A 23696-nucleotide genomic window follows, 5' to 3' on the forward strand; every position below is an offset into this window, starting at 1 on the left:
AGCGCTTCGCGACAATGCCGAATTGCGGCGAGTCGACAAACCAGGGTCAGAGATGCCATCCTCGAAATCAGTCGCCCTGAACGCCAAGGTCATTACAGAAGGCCTCGCTTTCGGAGAGTCTCCCCGCTGGCACGACGGACGCCTGTGGCTCTGCAACTGGGGAACCGGAGAGATCGTCGCGGTGGATGAGGACGGCGGGAACCAGGTGATGCTCACCGTGCCGGCCATCCTGCCCTATTCGATCGACTGGTTGCCGGATGGCCGATTGCTGATCGTCTCGGGTCGGGATGGCTTGTTGCTGCGGCAGGAGGCGGATGGAACGCTGGCCACCCATGCCGATCTTCGGTCGCTGTCAAACAGCCCGTGGAACGAGATCGTCGTCGACGGGCGCGGCAACATCTATGTCAATGGCGGCGGGTCGGCGCCTGCACCGAGCGAGCATTTCGGGCCCGGCACCATCGTGCTGATCACGCCGGACGGCTCGGTTCGACAAGTGGCCGAGAACATCGCTTTCGCCAACGGCATGGCGGTGACGCCGGACAACAGGACACTGATCGTGGCGGAGTCGCATGCCAACCGGCTGACCGCCTTCGATATCGCGGAGGATGGCGGGCTTTCCAACCGCCGGGTCTGGGCCGATCTCGATGGCTTTCCCGACGGCATCTGCCTCGATGCCGAAGGGGCTGCCTGGTACGCGGATGTTCCCAACAAGCGCTGCGTGCGGGTGCGCGAAGGTGGCGAGGTGTTGCAGACAGTCGATGCCGATCGCGGCTGCTTTGCCTGCATGCTGGGCGGGCCGGATGGCACGACACTGTTCATCGTTGCCGCCCAATGGCGCGGCTTCGAACATATGATCAGCGATGCCCGCACCGGCCAGGCAATGAGCGTCGAAGCGCCCGCACCTGGCACGGACTGGCCCTCCTACATCTCAGGCAGACGCTGATAGTTGGCGATATCGGCCTTCACACCCAGCCGGGCAATGGTCTCCTGCGGGTTGAAGCCCGCCCGCTCATGGGCTGCCTTGACGATCGGCACGACATAGTCGACGGCCGCCTGGTTTTCCCATTCGACAATGGTGACCAGGTTGAACTCGCCCGGGCCCGAAAATTGCTCGAGCACGAAATCCTGGACGAAGCCTTGCTGCAGACGCAGCAATTCATGAGTCGCCCTGACCTTGCGAAGGATTTCTTCACGGGCCTCGGCAGGAACGACGAATTTGTCGACCCTGAACACGGCTGCCTCGGCAAGTTTATCCATTTGAATCTGTCTCCGTTCTTGAACGACTTGGGTTCGGTGGCTCAGGAACGGGTTTGCGATCTCAACTTAGGTTGAGGTCAAGGGGAAACTTTCGGTGGTGATGATGGCGACGACGCTGCATATCTCCCCCCTTGAGGGGGAGATGGCCGGCAGGCCAGAGGGGGTCGGTTCGACTGGATGCGCCCCCTTGCGACCGATGAAGGTTAGCGCTCCACGCGCGGTGACCCCCTCTGTCGCCTTCGGCGACATCTCCCCCTCAAGGGGGGAGATTGGCGCTCCGCCGCCTAGTTCACCTCCGAAGTCCTTCTGCGCACAACCACACCCAACTCATCGCTCTCCCTGGCAATCCGAAGCCTCTCTTCGGCTTCCGTCGCCTCGCGCTGGCGATCCCACATCGAGGCGTAGAGGCCATGTTGGCGCATCAGCTCGGCATGGGTGCCGCGTTCGGCGATCTCGCCGTCCTTGAGTACGATGATCTCGTCGGCGGTGATCACCGTCGACAGGCGGTGGGCAATGACGATGGTGGTGCGGCCCTTGCTGACCAGGTCGAGGGCGGCTTGGATCTCCTGTTCGGTGTGGCTGTCCAGCGCCGAGGTCGCCTCGTCGAGCATCAGGATCGGCGGCGCCTTCAAAATCGTGCGGGCAATCGCCACGCGCTGCTTTTCGCCGCCCGATAGCTTTAGCCCGCGCTCACCGACCATCGAGCGATAACCTTCCGGCAGCCGTTCGATAAACGGGCCGATCTGGGCAAGCTCGGCGGCTTTCTGCATATCCTCTTCGCTGGCACCGATGCGACCGTAACGGATGTTGTAGGCGATGGTGTCGTTGAACAGCACGGTGTCCTGCGGCACCATGCCGATCGCGCCGCGCAGGCTCGCCTGCGTCACATCACGGACATCTTGGCCGTCGATCAGCACCTGACCACCCTGGACGTCGTAGAAGCGGAATAGCAGCCGCGAAATCGTCGACTTGCCGGCGCCGGACGGTCCGACAATGGCCACCGTCTTGCCGGCCGGTACCTCGAACGAGACACCTTTCAGGATCTTGCGGTTGGGATCGTAGGCGAAGTGCACGTCGCGGAACTCGACCTTGCCGGCTGTAACGGCGAGTGGCTTGGCATCGGGCTTGTCGGTGATCTCCTGCGGCACATCGAGCAGGTCGAACATTTGCTCGATGTCGGTCAGCCCCTGGCGGATTTCGCGGTAGATGAAGCCGATGAAATTGAGCGGCACCGAAAGCTGCATCAGCATGGCGTTGATGAAGACGAAATCGCCGACCGTCTGCGTGCCGGCCTGCACCTCCAGCGCCGACATGCACATGACGATGACGGTGCCGAGACCGAAGATGATGCCCTGGCCGAAATTCAGCCAACCGAGCGAGGTCCATATCCTGGTCGCCGCCATTTCATAGCGCGCCATCGAACGGTCGAAGCGCTCGGCCTCCATACCCTCGTTGTTGAAGTATTTGACGGTCTCGTAGTTGAGCAGGGAGTCGATCGCCTTGGTATTGGCGTCGGTGTCGCTGTCGTTCATGTCGCGGCGGATCGAGATGCGCCAGTCGCTGGCGCGCACCGTGAACCAGACGTAGAGCCACACCGTGGCCGCCACCACGACCACATATTTCCAGCCATAAGTGTAGGCGAAGATGCCGGTGGTCAGCGCGAATTCGAGGATGGTCGGCGCCGTGTTCAGCATGATGAAGCGCACGATCGTCTCGATGCCCTTGGTGCCGCGCTCTATGATGCGCGACAGGCCGCCGGTGCGGCGCTCGAGGTGAAAGCGCAGCGACAGCTGGTGCATGTGAACGAAGGTGCGGAACGCAAGCTGACGCACCGCATACTGGCCGACGCGGGCAAACAGCGCGTCGCGCAGCTGGTTGAAGCCGAGTTGCACCAGCCGCACGACATTGTAGGCGACGACCAGCATCACCGGCGCCAGCAGGAAGGATGGCAGCGGCGGCGGCGATTTGGCGTCACCGGCCAGAGAATCGGTCGCCCATTTGAAGAAGTACGGCCCGGCAACCAGTGTCAGCTTGGCAACGACCAGAAGCAGCGTCGCCCAGGTGACGCGTGCCCTGAGATCGGGGCGGTCGGCCGGCCACATATAGGGCCACAGATTGCGCAAGGTGCCGAAGGTCGAGCTATCGGAAACGGTTTTTTCTGCCACTTGTCTTGCCTTTGGGGTGAGAGGTCAGCGGCCGGAGCAGCAGGAATTGACGAGTGCGGTCAGCGATGCGGAAACGTCGGCGAGCGCGGCGCGGTCGACTTCGTAGCGCGAGCGCTGACGGTCGGATTGGAAGCGGACCAGCCCGGCTTCGACCAGGATCTTCAGATGCTGGGACACGGTGGACTGCGCCAGATCGAGATGATCGACCACCTCGCGGCAGCAGCAGGAATTGCTGGCCGAGAGATGTCTAAGGATCTCGATGCGCGCCGGATGCGAGAGTGCCGCGAAGCGGGCGGCAACGGCGCGGCTTTCAGGCGGTGCCAAGTTTGCGTGGTCTGGTTCAGCGAGCGAGTCTGCCATCGTTCATCGGCGATAGACGATGAACGGGTGCGTGGCAAGCTAACCCGATGGGTAGAGCGACCTAATCTCCCCCTCGAGGGGGAGATGTCGCCGAAGGCGACAGAGGGGGTCGGTACGTCCTGACGCAACGTCGTTTGCAGCAAAGAGAAGGTCGGCGTTCTATGCGCGGCGACCCCCTCTGGCCTGCCGGCCATCTCCCCCTCAAGGGGGAGATCAAGCGCTCGGCCGCTACTGCGTCTTCACCGGCGCCGTTGTCACCTGCTCGCCCATCGCCTTGAGGTCGGCGGCTTCGCCTTCCTTGGACTTTTCCGGAACCTTGAACACCTGCCCGGGCCAGATGCGGTCGGGATCGCTGATCTGGTCCTGGTTGGCGAGATAGATGGTCGAGAAGCGCACGCCGTGACCGTAGACGCGCCGCGAGATCCGCCACAGCGTGTCGTGTCTGCGGATGATCACCGCGCCGTCGGCATGTTCAAGCTTTGGCGCCACCGTCTCTGGCACATCGGGCGTTGCCGCCGCGACGACGGCTGGAACCTCAGCGGCGGGCGCTGCCGGTGCCGCAGGTGCCCCGGCAACCGCCGGGGCAGCCGGAGCCGGCGCTTCAGCCGCCGGTGCGGCTGGTGCGGATGCGGCAGCAGCTGGTGCGGGCTTCGCAGGGGCAGCCGCGATAGTGGCTGGCGCCGCAGGCTTCGGAGCGGCCGGTGCTTCGGCAGCAGCCGGTGCGGCCGGCTCAGCAGGCTTTGCTTCGGCGGGCTTGGTCTCGGTGGGCTTGGCCTCCGCGGGCGCCACGGCGGCGATCGCTTCGCCGGGTTCGCGCTCGAACGGCACGGCGGCGCGGGCCACGACCTTCACGCCGTCGGCGTCGAGACCGTCGACATGGATGGTGTAGCTGCCGACCGGGATGTCGCGCGTCGCCTCGACCAGGAAATGACCGTCGGGCGAGGTCACCGCATCACCAAGCAGGATATCGTTGGCATAGGCGCGCACCTTGCGGCCGGCGTCAGCCAGACCGGCGACGAAGATCTTGTTGCCGTCGATCTCGACCGCCTCGACGACGATCTTGGGTGCAGCCACGCCTGCCGCCGGCGGCGCTGCAGGTACTGCTGGCGCTGCAGGGGCAGTTGCGGCTTCCACAGCCGGAGCAGCAGGTGCTGTTTCAGCGGCCACGGCAGGCGCAGCCGTAGCAGGCGCCTCAGCGGCTGGGGCAGCGGCCTGATCGCCGGCGGCCGGTGCCGCGGGCTTGGTCTCAGGCGCCGGGACGCTAAGCAGCTCGGCCGGCTTGCCGGGTTCCTCGACCATCGCCAGCACCTGGCCGGCGGCGTCCTTGGGAACCGAAACGACGGCGGTCTGCACGGAAGGGGTAACCACATCGCCGGCCGTCGCGCGCAACGCAATCGTATAGTCGCCGGGCTTCAGCGGATCGTCGAGAACGATGACGAAGGCGCCGTCCGGACCGGCGACAGTCGAGCCAAGCACCGAGGAGCCGTTGAGGATCTCGATCTTCGAATTGGGCGCAGCATTGCCGGCAACGACGATCGAGCCGTTGCTTTCGACGCGCACGACGTCGAAGCTCGGCGCAACCGGGCCGGCCGCGGCCGGCGCTGGGGTTGTTGGGGCAGCAGCGGGCGCGGCAGGTGCCGCCGGAGCCGCAGCTTCGGTCGCGGGAGCCGTTGCGTCGGCAGGCGCGGGTGCTGCGGGAGCCTTGGCATCGGTGGGCGCGGCGGGCGCCGGCGGCAGCCTTCCCTCGGTCCCCGGATCGGCCGGCTTTTCAGCCGGCGGCGTCAGCGATGCAATCGCCGCAGGCGGCGTGGGATTCAGATACGGGTCGAGTGCGCCCGATACATAGGCGGTTCCGACGACCGCGACGGTCCCACCGGCCGCGAACAGAAACGCCTTCAATGGATTACCAGCCATATTTCCCCTACCCCTTAGCCACCTGAAGCCGGTCTAGCGTGTTTTGCCGGCACCGACAAGAAAAAGCCCGGGCTTGTCAGCCCTTGGGGCTTGACCCCGCATTCAGACCCAATCACCAATCACGAATGAACACGATTCGATCCGTCTGCGTCTATTGCGGCTCGTCTCCGGGCCGCGATGAAATCTATGCCAAGGCCGGGCACCTGCTTGGCCGCTCGCTCGCCAAAGCCGGCCTGCGGCTGGTCTATGGCGGCGGCACCAAAGGCATTATGGGCGCAGTCGCCGAAGGCGCACTCAAGGCCGGCGGCAAGGTAACGGGCATCATTCCGCGCTTCCTCATCAACAAGGAGGCGACCGAAACCGCGCTTGACCGGCTCGACGAGTTGCTGATCACCGACAACATGCACGAGCGCAAGCACAAGATGTTCGAGAAATCCGACGCCTTTGTGGCGCTGCCCGGCGGCATCGGCACGGTCGAGGAAATCGTCGAGATCATGACCTGGGGCCAGCTCGGCCATCACCGCAAGCCGATCGTCTTCGCCAACGTTCAAGGATTCTGGGATCCGATGCTGGCGCTGCTCGACCATATGGCCAGCGAAGGCTTCATCCACACCGCGCAACGGGTCAAGCCGCTGGTGGTCGAAGACCCCGAGGCCATCGTCGCCGCCATCATGGTGGCGGGGTCGTCGGTCGATGCGCCGACGGAAGGCGTGCAGTCTGTAATTGACAAGATGTGAGGACGAAGCCGGCCTTGGCGCAGGCGGCCAGGAATTGAGCCCGGTTGGTGTCGTCGGCCTGGCGCACCAACTGCGCCGCGTCGTGCTGGCGCTCAAGGCTGCCGGCTACGAAACACTGGGCAACACCTGGATCGGCGACAGCAACAAGGCCAGCCTGGCCCAGAAGCAGAAGTCCAATGCGAAGCCACTGATCGACTGCATCTGCTTGGCAAGGATCTGTAGCGTTGGGGCAGCTGACTTCGATCTGTCCAGCTTTTCTTGAGTTCCGTCTTGTGCGCAATGTAAGCACGTTGGCGACGATTTCCATTTGCAACCCGCTTCGCAGTTGGTTATCGGAGAACATTGGGCGGGAACGGAAATTTGGAGAGCGAGACAAAGGGGAGATGAATCCGCGCGAGCGATTGACGGCCGCGAAGGGCGAGATCGCGTCGGAACCAAGGACGGCGATCCTGGTCCTCGGAATGCACCGCAGCGGCACCTCGGCGCTCGGCGCCCTCGTCGCCGCGCATGGAGCCACGCCGCCGAAACATCTGCTGCCCGGGAGCCTCCACAATCCCAAGGGACATTGGGAAAGTACCCCACTCACCATCGCCGACGACCACCTGCTCACGGCGGCGGCCTCCTCCTGGCAAGATTGGCTGCCGCTAGATCGGCAGTGGCTGCAGTCGCCGGCAGCCGAGCGATTTCGGCCCATGATGACGGCGATCATTGCCAGCGAGTTCGGCGATGCCCCCCTGTTTTTCGTCAAGGATCCGCGGATCTGCCGGTTCCTTCCCTTCATAGCCTCGATCCTGGCCGATCTCAGGATTGACCCGATCGCATTTCTGCCTGTTCGCAACCCGCTCGAAGTCGCCTGTTCGCTGCAGGAACGGGATCAAATGGCACTGCCGACAGCGTTCATGCTGTGGCTCAGGCACGTGCTCGAAGCGGAGCATCATTCGCGACACATGCCGCGCTGTATCCTGCGCCACGAAGACCTGTTGAGCGACTGGCGACATCAGATGGACCGCGCGGCCAGGGAGACCGGAATCGTCTGGCCTGTCACGTCCGATCACGCCGACGCCGCAATCGCCGAGTTCCTGGACAAGGATCTGCATCATCAGCGGGCCTCGGTCGCTGATCTGCAAAACCATCCGGATGCCACGCCGTTAGTCCGCAGTGCCTATGCCATTTTGCGCAGTATGGCGTCTGAAGGCGACAGCCAGGACTTGCGCGACCAGCTCGACAGGGTGCGGGCGACGTTCGATGAGAGCTGCGATGTGGTTGGCAAGGCCGTTGCCGCAGGGAACCTGGCCGCTAAACGGCTACACGGCGAACTGGGAAAGGGCATCGTCGAGCGTGACGCCCTCGCTGACGCCCAACAGGCCCTCATCCGAGACCGAGACAGCTTCATGGCGGAGCGTGACGCGCTCGCTCACGCCCAGCAGGACCTCATCCAAGCCCGAGACAGCTTCATGGCGGAGCGTGATGCGCTTGCTCACGCCCAGCAGGACCTCATCCAAGCCCGAGACAGCTTCATGGCGGAGCGTGACGCGCTCGCCCTGGGCCAAGACGGCCTCGTAGCCGAGCGTAGCGCGCTGGCCAGGATCCGAGACGACCTGGTGGCGGAGCGCGATGCGGCGCTTGCGTCACGCAGATGGCGATTGACCGGACCGTTGCGATGGGTGAGCTCCATTCGTCGGCGATAGCAGCAAACACTCTAAACGCTGCTCGACAAACTGTGATCGCCTGTCAAGAAACCGTCACACGGAACCCGCCTCCCTCGTGTTACGAAGGACGGGTCGGCATCCGCGCGTCGGCATAGTCGAAATCTGAACCTGGTCGAAATTTCTTGGCGAGGCGAGCCGTGAACATTGCTCTCAACGCGGAAGGCCTGTCGCCTTACCTGCCCGACGAGCACGGGCTGTTCTTCATCTACCATTTCACCGCCGAGGGCCTGCGCACCAAGGACGCGGCCGAGGTTGCATGGACATGGCGCAGCTACCAGCTGTCCGACCTGCGCGCCCGTCATGAGATCGCCGCCGAGCAGGCTCTGCCCGGGCCGGTGCGCGAAGCTTTCCTCGGCGCCAGCCAGGGTTGCCACATCGATCTCGAGGATGCCTGGCTTTATGGCGACCTGCCGGATCTGCGCCACGACTATTCGGCGGAAGCGCGCGGGCTCGGCCATTTCCGTTTTGCGCTCAACGACAAGACGCTGATCGGCGCGCGCAAGCAGCCACTGGAATCGGTCGATCTCATCCGCAAGGCGGTGGAGAGCGGCTCGCGCAAATTCCGCTCCCCCGCCGACCTGGTCGAAGCGGTCATGGGCCAGTCGCTCGACGGCATGGCGGCCGAGCTCCACGGTCTTGGCGATACGCTGGACGGCATCGAGGACCGTATCGTGCGCGATGCCTGGCACGGCGAGCGGCAGCCGCTGGTCGAGGCGCGCCGTCAACTGGTGGTCATCCACCGGCAGATGGCGACGCTCACAAACCTTTTTCGCCATCTCGACCATTCGCATCGCAATGAGCTGCCCGATCGGATCAATGACATGGCGACAAGGCTCTCGCACCGGGCACACACGCTCTATCACGACGGCGAGCAGTTGCAGGCACGCGCAAGGTTGCTGCAGGACGAGTTGATGGCCAAGCTGACAATGCAGTCCAACCAGCTGCTCTATGTGCTGTCGGTGATGACGGCGGTGCTGTTGCCGATGACCATCATATCAGGCCTGTTCGGCATGAATGTCGGTGGCCTGCCCATGGTCAATACGCCGATGGGCTTCTGGGTGGTCTCGGCGGTTTCGATCGTGATCGCCGCGGCGACCTACATGTTCGTAAGGCGGCTCGGGCGGACGTAACGCCCCGACCCCTTTGTTTTCACGCAATTCCCAAGGGAACGCGACGCGCTTTTCCTGGAATGCCCATCACGCCGTAGCGCGAAGATCCTCGACGATGGTGCCGGCGGCAGCGACCTCCGCCTCATGGTCCGGCTCCCGCCAGGTCTCGGCGAGACCCGCCGCATACCATTCATGCATGGCCGGCAGGCCAAGCAATTGCGGGGGATAGGCTGCAGCTGCCCCTTCGAAAGACAGCCCATAGGATAGCACACGGAACGCCACCGGAGCAAAGAAGGCGTCGACGGCGGTAAAATGGCCGCCGGCAAGGAACGGCCCGCCGAACAGGGCAAGGCCATCGTTCCAGAGATCGCCCAAACGGAACAGATCCTGCTTCAGCGCGTCCGACATCGGCAACGGTTTCACCCGCAAGCCGCAATTCATCGGGCATGCGCCGCGCAAGGCCGTGAAACCAGAATGCATTTCGGCGGCGGCCGAGCGCGCCCAGGCTCGCGCCTTGGCCTCGGCAGGCCACACACCATGGTGGCGCTCGGCGAGATACTCGGCAATAGCCAGCGAATCCCAGACAGCCCAGCCGTCATCCACCAGGCAAGGCACGCGCCCGCTGGGCGAGAACGCCCGGTAGAGATCGAAACTGGGCCCGGTCGGAAACGGCGTCAATTGCTCCTCGAACGGAATGTCGAGGGTGCGCATCAGCACCCATGGCCGCAGCGACCATGACGAATAGTTCTTGTTGGCGATATGCAGCACGTACATCGAAAGGCTCCCTACTTCGGGGCCAACGCCACCGGGCGGATTTCACGGCCACGAAACATCGACCAGGAATACATCGCCAATGCCGCCCAGATCAGCGCGAAGGCAATTGCTTGCGTGGTGCCGAACGGCTCGTCGAAAATCAGCACGGCTATCAGGAACACCATGGTCGGTGCGATGTACTGCATGATGCCGATGGTGGAGAGGCGCAGAAGCTTGGCGCCGAAGGCGAACAGAAGCAGCGGCACCGAGGTGACTGGGCCGCAGCCGATGAGCAAAGCCATATCGGTGCCGTTGCTGGAGATGAAATGGTCCTGGCCGTTGACGACCAGGAAGACGATGTAGGCAAGCGCCGGCACCGACAGCAAAAGCACTTCGAGCAGAAAGCCCTGGCTCGGGCCGATCGGCAGCGTCTTGCGGAAGAACCCATAGGCAGCGAAGGAAAACGCCAGCGCCAACGACACCCAAGGCAATTTGCCGGCATCGACGGTCAGAACGGCAACTGCGACCGCCGCCAGCAACACGGCCGCGATCTGCAGCCGGTCGAGCTTCTCGCCGAGCAACAACGCGCCGACGACGATGCTAACTAATGGGTTGATGTAGTATCCGAGCGCGGTCTCGACGGTGCGGTCGACCGAGATCGCCCAGACATAGATGGCCCAGTTGACGGAGATCAGGGTCGCCGTCAGCGCCGCCATGGCGATGCTGCGCGGCGAGCGGATCGCCGCCTTGAAATCGGCTGTGCGGCCGGCCCAGACCAGCACTGCAGCAGCAATCGGCACCGACCAGACGATGCGGTGGGCGATCACCTCGATCAGCGGCAGATGCGCAACCGCCTTCATGTAGAAGGGCAACAGGCCCCATAGCAGATAAGCGCCGAGCGCGAGGAGAAAGCCGCTGCGGGCTTTGGAGTCGGCGTCGGGCTGGATCGTGTCGCTGGCCATGGCAAACGCTATGGCCCAGTGGGCCATCCAAAACCATCGCAAAATTATGATGGATCAATGGACTTCCGCTGATGGCTCAAGGGGCGGCGCCAGTTCCTCGCCCCACTTCGGGGGGCGAGGAAACCCACGTCTTGCAACCCTACTCCGCCGCCACCAATCCCGCCATGTCGCGGTTCTTCATCAGCTTGTAGACGATCGAATCCATCAGCGCCTGGAAGGAGGCGTCGATTATGTTTTCCGACACGCCGACCGTCCACCAGCGTGCGCCGGTGCCGTCATGCGATTCGATCAGGACGCGAGTGATCGCCTCGGTGCCGCCATTGAGGATACGCACCTTGAAATCGGCGAGCTCCATGTCGGCGATCTCGCTCTGGAATTTGCCGAGGTCCTTGCGCAACGCGATGTCGAGCGCGTTGACCGGGCCGTGGCCTTCGGCCACCGACATCTTCTCCTCGCCCTCGACCATCACCTTGACGATGGCTTCGGAGACCGTCTTCAACTGGCCGTTGGCATCGAAGCGGCGCTCGACCATGCAGCGGAACGAAGTGACGTTGAAGAACTCCGGCAGGCCGTGCAGCATTTTGCGCGCCAACAGCTCGAAGGAGGCATCGGCGCCCTCATAGGCGTAGCCCTCGGCCTCGCGCTCCTTGACCACCGAGATCAGCGCATCGAGACGATGGTCGTCTCTGGGCACATCGATGCCGCGCCGCTTCAGCTCGGCGAGGAAATTGGCCTTGCCGCCCTGGTCCGAAACCATAACGCGGCGGCGGTTGCCTACCGCCTCGGGCGGCACATGTTCATAGGTCGCCGGCTCCTTGGCCAGTGCGGAGGCATGGATGCCGGCCTTGGTGGCGAAGGCCGAGGCGCCGACATAGGGCGCCTGCGCTTCCGGAGCACGGTTCAGCAATTCGTCGAAGGCGCGGGAAAGCCGGGATATCCCGGTCAGCGCCTCGGCCGAGATGCCGGTTTCAAACCGATCGGCGAAGGCCGGCTTCAGCGCCAGCGTCGGTACGATCGAGACCAGATTGGCGTTGCCGCAGCGCTCGCCGATGCCGTTCAGCGTGCCTTGGATCTGGCGCACGCCGGCCTCGACGGCGGCGAGCGAATTGGCCACCGCCTGGCCGGTGTCGTCATGGGCATGGATGCCGAGATGGCCGCCCGGAATACCTGAAACAATGACCTTGTCGACGATGGCGCGCACTTCCGAGGGCTGCGTGCCGCCATTGGTGTCGCACAACACCACCCAGCGCGCGCCGGCTTCATAGGCAGTCCTGGCGCAGGCCAGTGCGTAGTCCGGATTGGCCTTGAAGCCGTCGAAGAAATGCTCGCAATCGACCATCGCTTCCTTGCCCGCGGCGATTGCTGCTTCGACCGAAGCCTTGATGGAGTCGAGGTTTTCCTCATTGGTGCAGCCGAGCGCGACGCGGACATGATAGTCCCAGCTCTTGGCGACGAAGCAGATGGCGTCGGACTTGGACTGCACGAGCGCTGCCAGGCCCGGGTCGTTGGATGCCGACACGCCTGCCCGCTTGGTCATGCCGAAGGCGACGAACTTTGCCTTCGCCGTGCGCTTCTGCTGGAAGAAGGCGGTGTCGGTCGGATTGGCGCCGGGATAGCCGCCTTCGACATAGTCCATGCCGAACTCATCGAGCAGCTTGGCAATCGCGATCTTGTCCTCGACGGAAAAGTCGATGCCCGGCGTCTGCTGGCCATCGCGGAGGGTTGTGTCGAAGAGATAGAGGCGTTGTTTGGTCATTGTTCTGTTGGCGCGCGAGCACCCCCCTCTGGCCTGCCGGCCATCTCCCCCTCAAGGGGGAAGATCGGCAGCTTTAGCGTCGGATCGTTTCCTGCAGCGATGAAGATTTGCGAAAGCGCCGATGACAGCCAATCTCCCCCCTTGAGGGGGAGATGTCCGGCAGGACAGAGGGGGGTGCCACGCGCTGTCATTTCCTCGCAAACCCATCCGTCGCGCGTATCAGCCGATCCAGAATCCCCGGCTCCGAATAGGAATGGCCGGCGCCTTCGATGAGGTGGAAATCCGCCTTCGGCCAGGCCTTGTGCAGGGCCCAGGCATAGCGCGCCGGGCACGGCATGTCGTAGCGGCCGTGGACGATTGTGCCGGGAATATCCGCGAGCTTATAGGCATCGCGCAGAAGCTGCCCCTCCTCCAGCCAGCCGGCGTGGACGAAATAGTGGTTCTCGATGCGGGCAAAGGCGATGGCGAAGTCGTCCTCGCCGAACTTGTCGCTGGTCTCCGGCTCCGGTAGCAGCGTGATCGTCTCACCTTCCCACAGGCTCCAGGCAAGGGCGGCTTCCAGCTGCGCCTTGCCATCGGCGCCGACCAACCGCCTGCGGTAAGCGGCCATCATGTCGCCGCGCTCGGCTTCAGGAATTGGCGCCAGGAAACGCTCCCATTTGTCGGGGAACATCTCGGAGACGCCGAACTGATAGTACCATTCGAGTTCGGCGCGGGTCAGCGTGTAGATGCCGCGCACGACAAGCTCGCTGACGCGATTAGGATGCGTCTCGGCATAGGCCAGCGCCAGCGTCGAGCCCCACGAGCCGCCGAACACCAGCCATTTTTCGAAGCCGCACATCTCACGCAGCCGCTCGATGTCGGCAACCAGGTGCCAGGTGGTGTTGGCCTCGAGCGAGGCGTTGGGTGTCGATTTCCCGCAGCCGCGCTGGTCGAACAGGATGACGTCGTAAAGCTTCGGGTCGAACAATTGCCGATGTTTTGGCGAGAAGCCGCCGCCGGGACCGCCATGCAGGAAAACGGCCGGCTTGGCGCCCCTGGTTCCGGAGCGCTCCCAGTAGATATGATGGCCGTCGCCGACATCGAGCATGCCGGACTCGTACGCCTCGATCTCTGGATAAAGAGTACGAAGTTCACTGTTCATTTCATTGCTCATATCTTCAGGCCGTGCGCGGGCCAGTCCGTGGTTTCGTGGTCGGGATGCTGGAAGGAGATGATCTGCTCCTGGCGGGAGTAGAAATCCGGATCCTGATGCATGGGCTGGTCAAAGATCGTTTCCACCCAAGGCAATCGGACCGCGTAGTTGACCTGGATCTGCGGCGCCAGATCGGAGCGGTCGTCGAAGGCGCCGATGGCGATCTCCAGTGCGCCAGGTTGGCGATAGGTCAGCGGTGTACCGCAGCGGGCACAGAAGCCGCGATCGATGTTGACCGACGACTGGAAATAGGTGGGCTCTTCGCGCATCCATTCGACGCCATCCTTGGGCACTGTCACCAGCGCGCCGAAAAACGAACCGAACTGTTTCTGGCACATGCGGCAATGGCAGATGGACGCCCGGCCGAGCTTGCCCTTGATGCGGAAACGCACGGCACCGCACTGGCAGCCGCCGGTTCGAACTTCATCGGTCATGATTTTCCCTCTGGCGGCCGGTGTTCGGTGTCCCATTGTTCGGTGTCATGGTCGGGATGCTGGTAGGAGACGAGCTCGGCGAGATAAGGCGCCGACGACATGTCGGCCATAGTGTCCTCGCCCGGCAATTGCGGGATGGTATCGACATAGGGAAGTTTTGCCTCCGTGCCCCACTGGATCAGCGGCACGATATCAGCCGGATTGTCGAAGGCGCCGATGGCGAGGCCGATGCCGTCGGGCGCGGTAAAGGTCAGCGGCGTGCCGCAATTGGCGCAAAAGCCGCGATCGACATGGCTGGACGAGGCGAAATATTTCGGTTCGCCGCGCGTCCAGTCGAGTTTGGCGCCACGCACCGAGACCAGGGGCGCGTAAAATGAGCCGAACGCCTTCTGGCACATGCGGCAATGGCAGATCGAGGCGTCACCCAGCGCACCCTCGACGCGAAAGCGCACCGCGCCGCACTGGCAGCCACCGGTGTAGATCGGCCGGTTGTCGAGGCTCATGGCGTCTCACTCCGTTTCATAGTCATTCGGGCGCATGGCAGACGGCCTCGACATTGTTGCCGTCGGGATCCAAGACGAAGGCGCCGTAATAGTCCGGGTGATAATGCGGGCGCAGCCCCGGCCCGCCATTGTCCTTGCCGCCGGCGGCGAGCGCCGCGGCATGGAAGGCGTCGACCTCGGCGCGGCTGCGCGCGGTGAAGGCGACGTGCTGATGGGTCCTCGGCTTGTCATCGCTGGCCTGCAGCCAGAACACCGGCCGGTCGCGGCCATAGCCACCGACCTTGGCGCCGCCGGTATATTCCAGTGGCACCATGTAGATCAGCGAGGCGCCAAGCGGCGCTATCGCCTGGTCATAAAAGGCTTTCGACGCGTCGAAGTCGGCGACATTGATGCCGAGATGGTCGATCATGAAACAAGCTCCTCCCTTGCTGGCGCCGGCACGTCGGCGCCGGCCAAGCCGGCCCCGATGACGATGTGCTGGCAGGCATTGTCGATATCGCGGATGACGTCGTCCTTCCAGAAGCGCAGGATGGTCCAGCCCAGCGCTTCCAGCTTGGCGGTTCGCGCGGCGTCAGATGCTGATGCTTCGGCCTGAGCGTGCTGAGAACCGTCCAACTCGACGATCAGCTTTTTGATAGGGCAGGCGAAATCGACGATGTAACCGGCGATCGGCATCTGGCGCCGGAAGGCCAGTCCCATGAGCCGGTGGGCGCGTATCTCATTCCAGATTTTTAGTTCTGCCTCTGTCATGGCTTTGCGCATCTTGCGCGCGTTGCCGCGATTGATGGGAGATACGCGATAATGGTTCATCGCGAGGCACCCCCCTCTGTCCTACCGGACATCTCCCCCTCAGGGGGGGAGATCAGCAGTTTCAATGACGGCTCCAACCCTTGAACGTCGGCGATTGGCGAAAGCCGACGCGCCGTCCAATCTCCCCCCTTGAGGGGGAGATGTCCGGCAGGACAGAGGTGGGTGCCTAGCGCCACCCTCACCGCTTCACCTCCCACGTCGTCACGCGTTCGTTGGTGACAGGATCCTTGCCGTCCTTCAGCTGCACGCCTTGCTCCAGAAGCTCGTCGCGGATGCGGTCAGCTTCGGCCCAGTTTTTGGCGGCGATGAACTCCAGGCGCTGCGCGATCGACTTGGCAACGCTGTCCTCATCCACGGCGGCCGCGCCGATATCGAAGCCGAGGAACAACAGCGATGCCTTCAGCGATGCGGCCGCTTCGTTGCCCTCCGCGGCCTCACCGGCAAGCTGCGTGAGCTGCTGGAAGGCGGCATAGGTGGCGAGGTCGTCCGACAGCGCCGCCACAATCTCCGCCGGGACTTGCCCTGCCGACGGCGCCAGGTCAGCCGCGCGTTTCCATTTGCGCAGCGTGTTCTCGGCTTCCTCCAGCTTGCGCACGGAGAAATCGATCGGCTCGCGGTAATGCGTCATCAGCATCGCCAGACGCAGCACCTCGCCCGGCCATTTGCGGCCGCCGAAAGTTTCGGTCTCCAGCAGTTCGGCGATCGCGTAGAAATTGCCGACGCTCTTCGACATTTTCTGGCCCTCGACCTGCAGGAAGCCGTTGTGCATCCAGACATTGGCCATGACGTCGGTGCCGTGGGCGCAACGCGACTGGGCGATCTCGTTCTCATGGTGCGGGAAGATCAAATCGAGGCCGCCGCCATGAATGTCGAAGACATCGCCGAGATAGGCGGCCGACATGGCCGAGCATTCGATGTGCCAGCCCGGACGGCCCCTGCCCCACGGGCTGTCCCAGCCGGGCTCTTCCGGTGACGACAATTTCCACAGCACGAAATCGCCCGGGTTCTTCTTGTGAGCGTCGACGGCAATTCGCGCACCGGCCTGCTGTTCGTCGAGATTGCGCTTCGACAGCTCGCCATAATCCGGCATCGAGGCGGTGTCGAACAGCACTTCGCCGGCGGCGACATAGGCGTGGCCGCGTTCGATCAAACGTTCGATGAGGGTGATCATGTCAACCTTGCCGTCGGCGCGGCGCGCAACGAACTCGGTGGCGCGCGGCTCGACCGTAGGCGGCAAGCAACCGAGTGCGGCGACATCCTTGTGGTACTGGTCGGCGGTCTTTTCGGTGACGCGGCGGATCGCCTCGTTGAGCGTCAGGTTTCCCGACGCGATCTCGGCGCCGAAATCGCGCAGCGCGCGGGCGTTAATCTTGTCGTCGACATCTGTGATGTTGCGCACATACGTGACACCAGCCTCGCCGTAGAGGTGACGCAGCAAACGGAACAGCACGTCGAAGACGATCGCCGGACGCGCATTGCCGATATGGGCAAAGTCGTAGACGGTCGGACCGCAGACATACATGCGCACATTCGACGGGTCGATCGGGACGAACACGTCCTTCGTCCGCGTTAGCGTGTTGTAGAGGCTGAGACCCTTCGATGCGTCAGACATGCGTGCCCTTCCGGTCCGTTAAGTTCTGGATGGAGCCTACCTGTGCCAAGGCACAAATCGGGCTCCAGCCTGCTGGCCGGGGCGTTTGTCCACTCTGGGGAAAGATGAGGCGAAAACGTCCGGACCAGCGCGAAGCTAGCCAATAATGCAAATGCCACAAATGGCGAAAAACGTTTTCATCGGCGGCTTTATCGCCTTGGCCGGTGTTGCCGTCAAGTCGCAACTTCCGGCAAAAGCGTCGCTGGATCATAGGTCAGGAGCCGCTGAAACATTTTATTAAACATGTCGGCACAGTCATGAAACATTCGCCGGCTAGTCCACCATAGGTCACGATTCGGTCAGATTCGGCCGGCAAACGCAGACACGGAAATGTTACCAGGGAAGAGATCGATGTCACGAACCAAGCAGGAATCGAGCCGCGCCAAGCAACCGGCGCTCGCCAACCACTACCGTGCGATCGGCCCGGCCGCGATCGTCGCCGCCCTTCTCCATACCGCGAAGAATAAAAAGCCGGCGCCGAAAATCACTTCGCCCCGCGCTGCCTGAACAGGCATCGTGCCGCCGCCGACAAGGCGTGCGCCGGAACGGAAGGCTGAGGCCCCATAGCGCGCCTGAAACAACAGCTCTTCCTATTGAGCAGGTTCTTCCCGAAGGCCGGACTGGCTTCTTGGGAACGCGCTCTAAAACAGCGTCATCTGACTGCCGTCCGCGCCGGGCTTCTGGCGCCTGACCTTGCCGGGCTCGACGATGCCCATGTCCTGTATCTCCGGCCCGGTGTTGGCGACCTTGTTGACGAGGTCGGAGACCGGAATTGCCTCGAAGAAATCGGGCAGCGCGGGTTTGAGCAGGTCGGCCACATCGCGCGGTTCGAGCGTGCGGCAGTCCAGCCAGCGGTCAAAATCTTCAGGCGCGATCACCACCGGCATCCGGTCATGGATATGGGCGATGCCGGCATTGGCGTTGACGGTAAGAATGGCGCCGGTGTCCATTTCCGAACCGCCCGGCTCGGAATAGGTTTCAATCAGCCCGGCAAAGGCGATCAACCCGCCACGCCTCGGCCGTATCCAGTAGGGCTGGCCCTTCTTGCCGCTGCCGGATTGCTGCCACTCATAGAAGCCGGAGGCCGGCACCAAGGCACGGCGATGGCGCATGGCGGCTTTGAACGAGGCTTTTTCAATAGCGCCTTCCGAACGCGCGTTGATGAGCAGCGGAAATTCCCTGGTGTCCTTGACCCAGGTGGGGATCAGCCCCCAGCGCACCAGCATCGCCTGGCGATCCGGGAAATTCGAGCCCGGCATGCGCGGCGGTCCCGACAGCGCCATTAGCACCGGCTGCGTCGGCGCGATGTTGTAGCGGGCCGGAAAATCCTCCAGCTCCGCCAGGCCGAGCAAGGCGGCGGTCTGGTCCGGCTTGGCCGTCAGGGCAAAGCGTCCGCACATTGGCAAGCTCGATGAAATGATCCGATCGCGAAAGTGGCGATGGAACCGGCGTTGCGCAACCGCTAAAGCTCAATGCCGCCGGCCGGTCCACAAGGGTCTGGCCTCACATAGGCGAAAACGAGATCGATGAACGAGCAGCGCAAGACACTTCCCGCAGTCTCGGTCGCCGTCGTGCGCGGCAGGACGGTGCTGCTGGTCAAACGGGCGCGGCCGCCGTCGCAGGGGCTTTATGCCTTTCCCGGCGGCAAGGTCGAGCCCGGCGAGACGCTGCAAGAAGCAGCGTCGCGCGAATTGCTGGAGGAAACCGGGCTGCGGGCGCAGGGCTATCGTCCGCTTCGCGACATCCACATCGACGGCAGCGGCGAGAACCACCCGGTCGACTATCTGCTGACCGTGTTCGGCGCCGTTTATGCCGGCGGCGAAGCGACGGCCAGCGACGATGCCGAGACCGCCGCCTTCTATAGTCTTGATGAAATGGCGACGCTGCCGCTCGCGGGTGACGTCATGGAGGTGGCTGAAGAGCTTTTGGCCTGAAGCAGGCCGATATCTGCCGCTCCGAGAATCGCCTTGCAAGCGACAAAATGTTTCGTCAGATAGACTTATGACCCGCACCTCGCTGTTCCTTGCCGCATGCATCGCCGCCGCCACGGCTTTTGCCGTGCAGCCGGCGCTGGCCGCCGAGTCGCCGTTCGAGCCCGGGCTGATGCGACTGGCCGAGGTGCTGGGGTCGCTGCATTTCCTGCGCAATCTGTGCGGCGAAAAGGGCGACCAGTGGCGCACCGAGATGGAAAAGCTGATCGATTCGGAAAATCCCGATCCGGAGCGGCGTGCCCGCTTCATCGCCAGCTTCAACCGCGGTTACCGTTCCTTCGGCGGCACCTATACCCAATGCACGCCGTCAGCGACCGAAGCCATCAGCCGCTACATGAAGGAAGGCGAGACGCTGTCGCGCGACATCGCCTCGCGTTACGGCAACTGACGAGCGCCAGACGGCGTTTAGCCAACGCCTTTTCGAGCACCCGCCTTGTATCCACGGCACGTTGATGCAATCTTGGTGTTGCACTTGCGCAACAGCATTAACGAAACGTTAGCGCGCGAATGCGGAATTAACTCAAACTGAAGGTTTTCATCCCCCTCACCGGTCTAATCGGCTAAGTTTGAATCGGACCGAACGCAGGCGACGAAGTTTGTAAAGACGATCAAAAAAATGTCGTATTTACAGATACTTACTTAGCCTGCGTGAGATAGGGGCAGCCCAAGCCGGATCCGACCCGTCGGACCGCCGCTTGAAAAGGTGGACATCGCAAATGGAACATGGCGTCAACGACATCGACGCGCTGGTCAGGGAAGAAAAGCGCCTGACCGCGGTGGAAAGCCATAGCGAGGCCTGGGCGGAAGGTCTGTCGGCCGGCATAGAACCTGAAATCATCGCCGAGGCAGCGCTTGAAACCGCGTTCGGCGAGATGCTGCGAGCCAATGGCGAAACCTCGGCCCTTGCCCTGCTCGATCGCATGCGTGAAAAGGTGATCGCCGGCGCCTTTGAGCCGGAGCGGTTTCGGCACTAGGCGTCGCGCGTCTCAGAGGGTGCACTGCCAGCTTACCGGTTCTTTGACGACGGCGAGTCGTTTGGGCATCATGCCTGAAGAGCCTAGGCCCGAGGAGAGGCAAGCGGTGAATTTTTCGATGTCAGGCCGGCCTCGCGGCGTGGTCCTCAGCATCTGGCTTGCCGCTTCCTGCGCCGCGGTTCCGCTGGCGCTTGTCCTGACCAGCAACCCTGCCTATGCGCTGAGCGAGATCAAGCGCGAGGAGCTTCCAGCTCCTGCCGGGCCACCAGCCAATGGTGAGACGGCGCCGTCTGAAAATTCAGTGCCAATGCCCGATCTGCCCGGCACGGCGCCACCGGCCGCCAGCCAGCCGAAATCGCCCACGGAGCCCGAACAAAGCCAACCGGAAGCCCCCGCCAACGATGGCGGCGTGGCCAACCCAAGTGCCGATCCCGAAGGGCCGGTGCCTGAAGTCGTCTACGACCTTTCCAAATTGCCGGAGCCCGTCAGGCGCATGCGCGATCTGATGGTCGAGGCCTGCGTCAGCGGCGACATCGAGAAGCTGCGGCCGCTGATCGGCAAGGGCGACACCATGACCCAATTGTCGCTGGGCGAAATCGAGGGCGACCCGATCGCGTTCCTGAAAGGGCTATCGGGCGACAAGGAAGGTCAGGAAATCCTCGCTATCCTGGAAGAGGTGCTCAATGCCGGCTATGTCCATGTAGACGTCGGCACACCGCAGGAACTCTATGTCTGGCCGTATTTCTTCGCCCTGCCGCTGGACAAGCTCAACGCCAGACAGCGGGTCGAACTGTTCAAGATCGTCACCGCCGGCGACTATGACGACATGAAGCAGTTCGGCGCCTACATCTTCTACCGCGTCGGCATCACGCCGGCCGGGCAGTGGACATTCTTCGTCGCCGGGGATTGAACGGCGATTCCCCTGGGATGGCTACTGGCTAGGGCTAGAAAGCTCGAGGCCTGTGTCAGGCCATATGCGGATACCTTCATTTCGAAGGGCCGAAATCGCTTCGACCGCCGCGTTGGGATCCATTTGCAGCACCTCGGCGGCATGCCGCAATTCTTCCTTGTCCCGCAGCCTGTTTACCACCCAAGCCACCTTGCGCTCGATATCCACGCCATAGGCCGCCTTCGCCTTGCCAACAGCGTCGCTCGGGATTTCCTTATAGATGCCAACCAGCACTCCAAGATCGATGGCATCGCGATATGCAATTGCACGGTCCTGACATCGATCCGCGTTCGCCAGCAACTTCTCGGCAAACATATCCGCCGGGACCAGGGCGGATACATTCAGATCGTCGTCGAAATGGCCTCGCAGTTTTATGCGGCCTTCGCGGATGACTTCAAACTTGATCGTTTGGCCTTTCAACCGCACGATCGTCCGCAAGCCATATTGATCGATCTGGAAGTCCCGAACAGCCTCGACCGGCTCAGGAAAGAATGCTCTGACGCCACGTTCGGCTGCGGAGGTCCGCAATTCGCGATAGCCATCACTGTCGGCACACAGGAAGTCCACATCCAGTGAGCGGCGATATTCCCCGAATTTCATAACGATCGCAGTGCCACCGCCGAACCAGCACTGGTTTGCGGTCAGGAAATGGCGATCCATCAACCCGAGCGCTTCGGCAATGATCTGGTGCTCGGGCCTCTTGAATTCCATCATGACGCTCGCGGTGTGTCCTGTTGATATTCCGGCTGCGAGGAACGATCAGGTGAGGGAAATCAGCCGGCGGTCAAGAGCACGCCGTGACCGAATTTGTCTGCCAAACTTTGGATAAGCATCTTCTCACGCACAGTAAGACGCTTTTGATCGACAAACCGCCAATTACGCTCATACAGCGCAAATGCCTCTTCGGCCGGAATCGGGCGTGCCGCATCGCGGTTCCAGGCGAGCGCCTGGAGCTCCGGAAACTCCGCAGGGACGATCATGGGCGCGATATCTGCGTTCATAATGCCCTTAACGTAGTGGATAGCGCTTAAAAAATCCAACGCAGCAAGAAACCGCTAAGCCGGCAGCGCCTCGGAAAACTCTACCGGCCTGCCCTGCCCGGGCGTGACGATCTCGCCTTCCCACATCACGCGACGGCCGCGCACGATGGTGCCGATCGGCCAGCCGGTGACTTCCTTGCCGTCATAGGGCGTCCAGCCGGCCCTGGAGCCGGCTTGCGCATTGGTGATGGTCTCGCGCCGCTGGAGGTCGACAATGGTGAAATCGGCATCGTAGCCGGCGGCGATGCGGCCTTTCCTGGCCATGCCGAAGATGCGCTGCGGGCCGTGGCTGGAGAGGTCGACGAAGCGCTGCAGGGTCAGCAGGCCTGAATTGACATGGTCGAGCATGATCGGCACCAGCGTCTGCACCCCGGTCATGCCAGACGGCGAGGCCGGATAGGGCTTTGCCTTCTCGGCCGGCGTGTGCGGGGCGTGATCGGAGCCGAGCACGTCAATGATGCCTTGCGCAATGCCGTGCCAGACGCCGTCGCGATGGCGGGCCGCGCGAACCGGGGGATTCATCTGGATCAGCGTGCCCAGCCGCGCATAGTCGTCGGCGGCGAGTGTCAAATGGTGCGGCGTCGCCTCGCAGGTGGCGACATCCTTGTGCTGTTGGAGGAAGATGATTTCCTCGGCAGTGGAGATATGCAGCACATGGATGCGGGCGCGGGTGTTTCGCGCGATGCGCACCAGCCGCTCGGTACAGCGAAGCGCCGCGATCTCGTCGCGCCAGACGGGATGCGATGACGGGTCGCCCTCGACGCGCAGGCCCAGGCGCTCGCGCAGCCGGAACTCGTCCTCCGAGTGAAAGGCGGCACGGCGGCGGGTGTTGCGCAGGATCGATGCGACACCCTCGTCGTCCTCGACCAGCAGGTCGCCGGTGGACGAGCCCATGAACACCTTTATCCCGGCAGCACCCGGCAGCCGCTCGAGCTCACCGACATCATCGGCATTCTCGCGCGTGCCGCCAACCCAGAAGGCGAAGTCGCAATGCATCCGGCTGGTGGCGCGGCGCACCTTGTCGGCAAGCGCCGCCTCGCTGGTGGTCAGCGGATTGGTGTTGGGCATTTCGAAGACGGCGGTGACCCCGCCCAGCACAGCCGCGCGCGAGCCCGTCTCCAGATCTTCCTTGTGCTCCAGCCCCGGCTCGCGAAAATGCACCTGACTGTCGACGACGCCTGGCAGGACGTGCAGCCCGCGACAGTCGATCGCTTCGCCGGCCGAAGCTTGGCGAAGATCGCCCATTGCGACGATGCGACCACCCTTGACGCCGACATCGCCCGCGCCCTCGCCATCATGGTTGACCACCGTGCCGCCAGTCAGGATGAGGTCGTAGGTGGTGGCCATGGGCGTTCGGTCTCTTGCGGGGGGAGTATCGTCGGCTTACGTAAAGGCCGACCGTTTTGCAAGATCAGGTTCTTTGCCGC

Annotated in this window: 27 protein-coding genes; 10 read left to right on the forward strand and 17 right to left on the reverse strand. The window is 63.2% G+C overall.

The window, feature by feature from the left end; genetic code table 11:
- The first annotated feature begins 52 nt into the window (after nt 1–52).
- Entirely contained in the window at nt 53–943 is an 891-nt protein-coding gene (locus tag NLY43_RS07150; RefSeq protein ID WP_031199446.1) for an SMP-30/gluconolactonase/LRE family protein, read from the forward strand.
- Here the strand turns inward: NLY43_RS07150 and NLY43_RS07155 are convergent.
- The 4 genes from NLY43_RS07155 to NLY43_RS07170 form a co-directional block, all read right to left on the reverse strand.
- The gene (locus NLY43_RS07155; protein WP_023711966.1) at nt 922–1257 is read right to left on the reverse strand and encodes an antibiotic biosynthesis monooxygenase family protein; all 336 of its coding nucleotides are present in this window, start codon (nt 1255–1257) and stop codon (nt 922–924) included. The two genes, NLY43_RS07150 and NLY43_RS07155, sit on opposite strands and share 22 nt — an antisense overlap.
- Before the next feature lie 284 nt (nt 1258–1541).
- A complete protein-coding gene (locus tag NLY43_RS07160; RefSeq protein WP_023711967.1) occupies nt 1542–3422 on the reverse strand; it encodes an ABCB family ABC transporter ATP-binding protein/permease in 1881 nt (626 codons plus the stop codon).
- A gap of 24 nt (nt 3423–3446) precedes the next feature.
- Nucleotides 3447–3782, reverse strand: coding sequence for an ArsR/SmtB family transcription factor (locus NLY43_RS07165; RefSeq protein WP_286460755.1), 336 nt, complete (start codon nt 3780–3782; stop codon nt 3447–3449).
- A 228-nt stretch (nt 3783–4010) separates the two neighbouring features.
- Nucleotides 4011–5696: a LysM peptidoglycan-binding domain-containing protein gene (locus NLY43_RS07170; RefSeq protein ID WP_286460756.1), complete on the reverse strand. Its 1686-nt coding sequence runs from the start codon at nt 5694–5696 to the stop codon at nt 4011–4013.
- Between the two features lie 125 nt (nt 5697–5821).
- Between NLY43_RS07170 and NLY43_RS07175 the strand changes: the two genes are divergently transcribed.
- The 4 genes from NLY43_RS07175 (at nt 5822) to NLY43_RS07190 (ending at nt 9272) form a co-directional block, all read left to right on the forward strand.
- Nucleotides 5822–6433: an LOG family protein gene (locus NLY43_RS07175; RefSeq protein ID WP_023673582.1), complete on the forward strand. Its 612-nt coding sequence runs from the start codon at nt 5822–5824 to the stop codon at nt 6431–6433.
- Nucleotides 6420–6695 carry a hypothetical protein gene (locus NLY43_RS07180; protein WP_023727585.1) on the forward strand — a complete coding sequence of 92 codons (276 nt, stop codon included), beginning with the start codon at nt 6420–6422 and terminating at the stop codon, nt 6693–6695. The genes NLY43_RS07175 and NLY43_RS07180 overlap by 14 nt, the downstream gene beginning before the upstream one ends.
- 121 nt (nt 6696–6816) lie before the next feature.
- Nucleotides 6817–8121, forward strand: coding sequence for a sulfotransferase family protein (locus NLY43_RS07185; protein ID WP_023709766.1), 1305 nt, complete (start codon nt 6817–6819; stop codon nt 8119–8121).
- A 158-nt stretch (nt 8122–8279) separates the two neighbouring features.
- Nucleotides 8280–9272, forward strand: a complete 993-nt coding sequence (locus NLY43_RS07190) for a transporter (RefSeq protein ID WP_023709767.1) — start codon at nt 8280–8282, stop codon at nt 9270–9272.
- A 66-nt stretch (nt 9273–9338) separates the two neighbouring features.
- On the opposite strand, the gene NLY43_RS07195 is transcribed toward NLY43_RS07190, so the two are convergent.
- From NLY43_RS07195 to cysS, 9 genes are all read right to left on the reverse strand, one after another.
- Nucleotides 9339–10025, reverse strand: coding sequence for a glutathione S-transferase family protein (locus NLY43_RS07195; RefSeq protein ID WP_023698660.1), 687 nt, complete (start codon nt 10023–10025; stop codon nt 9339–9341).
- 11 nt (nt 10026–10036) lie between these two features.
- Nucleotides 10037–10966, reverse strand: a complete 930-nt coding sequence (gene rarD, locus NLY43_RS07200) for an EamA family transporter RarD (protein WP_023673577.1) — start codon at nt 10964–10966, stop codon at nt 10037–10039.
- 139 nt (nt 10967–11105) lie between these two features.
- Nucleotides 11106–12722, reverse strand: a complete 1617-nt coding sequence (cimA, locus tag NLY43_RS07205) for a citramalate synthase (RefSeq protein ID WP_023709768.1) — start codon at nt 12720–12722, stop codon at nt 11106–11108.
- 187 nt (nt 12723–12909) lie between these two features.
- Nucleotides 12910–13866 (reverse strand): prolyl aminopeptidase, encoded by a 957-nt coding sequence (gene pip / locus NLY43_RS07210; RefSeq protein ID WP_023709769.1) that lies wholly within the window; start codon nt 13864–13866, stop codon nt 12910–12912.
- 8 nt (nt 13867–13874) lie between these two features.
- Entirely contained in the window at nt 13875–14351 is a 477-nt protein-coding gene (locus NLY43_RS07215) for a GFA family protein (protein ID WP_023687309.1), read from the reverse strand.
- The gene (locus NLY43_RS07220) at nt 14348–14854 is read right to left on the reverse strand and encodes a GFA family protein (protein ID WP_023687308.1); all 507 of its coding nucleotides are present in this window, start codon (nt 14852–14854) and stop codon (nt 14348–14350) included. The genes NLY43_RS07215 and NLY43_RS07220 overlap by 4 nt, the downstream gene beginning before the upstream one ends.
- Nucleotides 14855–14876: 22 nt before the next feature.
- Entirely contained in the window at nt 14877–15263 is a 387-nt protein-coding gene (locus NLY43_RS07225) for a VOC family protein (RefSeq protein ID WP_023673572.1), read from the reverse strand.
- Nucleotides 15260–15664, reverse strand: a complete 405-nt coding sequence (locus tag NLY43_RS07230; RefSeq protein WP_023709770.1) for an endonuclease domain-containing protein — start codon at nt 15662–15664, stop codon at nt 15260–15262. The genes NLY43_RS07225 and NLY43_RS07230 overlap by 4 nt, the downstream gene beginning before the upstream one ends.
- Nucleotides 15665–15842: 178 nt before the next feature.
- Nucleotides 15843–17276 (reverse strand): cysteine--tRNA ligase, encoded by a 1434-nt coding sequence (cysS, locus tag NLY43_RS07235; RefSeq protein WP_023709771.1) that lies wholly within the window; start codon nt 17274–17276, stop codon nt 15843–15845.
- Nucleotides 17277–17666: 390 nt separating this feature from the next.
- Between cysS and NLY43_RS07240 the strand changes: the two genes are divergently transcribed.
- Nucleotides 17667–17822 (forward strand): hypothetical protein, encoded by a 156-nt coding sequence (locus tag NLY43_RS07240; RefSeq protein WP_023673568.1) that lies wholly within the window; start codon nt 17667–17669, stop codon nt 17820–17822.
- Between the two features lie 134 nt (nt 17823–17956).
- On the opposite strand, the gene NLY43_RS07245 is transcribed toward NLY43_RS07240, so the two are convergent.
- On the reverse strand, nt 17957–18715 hold the full coding sequence (locus NLY43_RS07245; RefSeq protein ID WP_023709772.1) for an SOS response-associated peptidase: 759 nt from the start codon (nt 18713–18715) through the stop codon (nt 17957–17959).
- A gap of 126 nt (nt 18716–18841) precedes the next feature.
- Between NLY43_RS07245 and NLY43_RS07250 the strand changes: the two genes are divergently transcribed.
- The 4 genes from NLY43_RS07250 (at nt 18842) to NLY43_RS07265 (ending at nt 21190) form a co-directional block, all read left to right on the forward strand.
- Entirely contained in the window at nt 18842–19249 is a 408-nt protein-coding gene (locus tag NLY43_RS07250; protein ID WP_031198921.1) for an NUDIX hydrolase, read from the forward strand.
- 67 nt (nt 19250–19316) lie between these two features.
- Nucleotides 19317–19694, forward strand: coding sequence for a TIGR02301 family protein (locus NLY43_RS07255; protein WP_023705383.1), 378 nt, complete (start codon nt 19317–19319; stop codon nt 19692–19694).
- Nucleotides 19695–20022: 328 nt separating this feature from the next.
- The gene (locus NLY43_RS07260; protein WP_023673564.1) at nt 20023–20280 is read left to right on the forward strand and encodes a hypothetical protein; all 258 of its coding nucleotides are present in this window, start codon (nt 20023–20025) and stop codon (nt 20278–20280) included.
- A 106-nt stretch (nt 20281–20386) separates the two neighbouring features.
- Nucleotides 20387–21190: a hypothetical protein gene (locus NLY43_RS07265; RefSeq protein WP_023705384.1), complete on the forward strand. Its 804-nt coding sequence runs from the start codon at nt 20387–20389 to the stop codon at nt 21188–21190.
- A gap of 21 nt (nt 21191–21211) precedes the next feature.
- Here the strand turns inward: NLY43_RS07265 and NLY43_RS07270 are convergent, their stop codons facing one another.
- From NLY43_RS07270 to NLY43_RS07280, 3 genes are all read right to left on the reverse strand, one after another.
- Nucleotides 21212–21940, reverse strand: coding sequence for a nucleotidyl transferase AbiEii/AbiGii toxin family protein (locus NLY43_RS07270; RefSeq protein ID WP_023684480.1), 729 nt, complete (start codon nt 21938–21940; stop codon nt 21212–21214).
- 62 nt (nt 21941–22002) lie between these two features.
- Nucleotides 22003–22230, reverse strand: a complete 228-nt coding sequence (locus tag NLY43_RS07275; RefSeq protein WP_027049982.1) for a hypothetical protein — start codon at nt 22228–22230, stop codon at nt 22003–22005.
- 54 nt (nt 22231–22284) lie between these two features.
- The gene (locus NLY43_RS07280; RefSeq protein ID WP_023709773.1) at nt 22285–23616 is read right to left on the reverse strand and encodes a dihydroorotase; all 1332 of its coding nucleotides are present in this window, start codon (nt 23614–23616) and stop codon (nt 22285–22287) included.
- Nucleotides 23617–23696 lie beyond the last annotated feature (80 nt).

This window comes from Mesorhizobium sp. C416B (genome assembly GCF_030323165.1).
GTDB lineage: Bacteria > Pseudomonadota > Alphaproteobacteria > Rhizobiales > Rhizobiaceae > Mesorhizobium.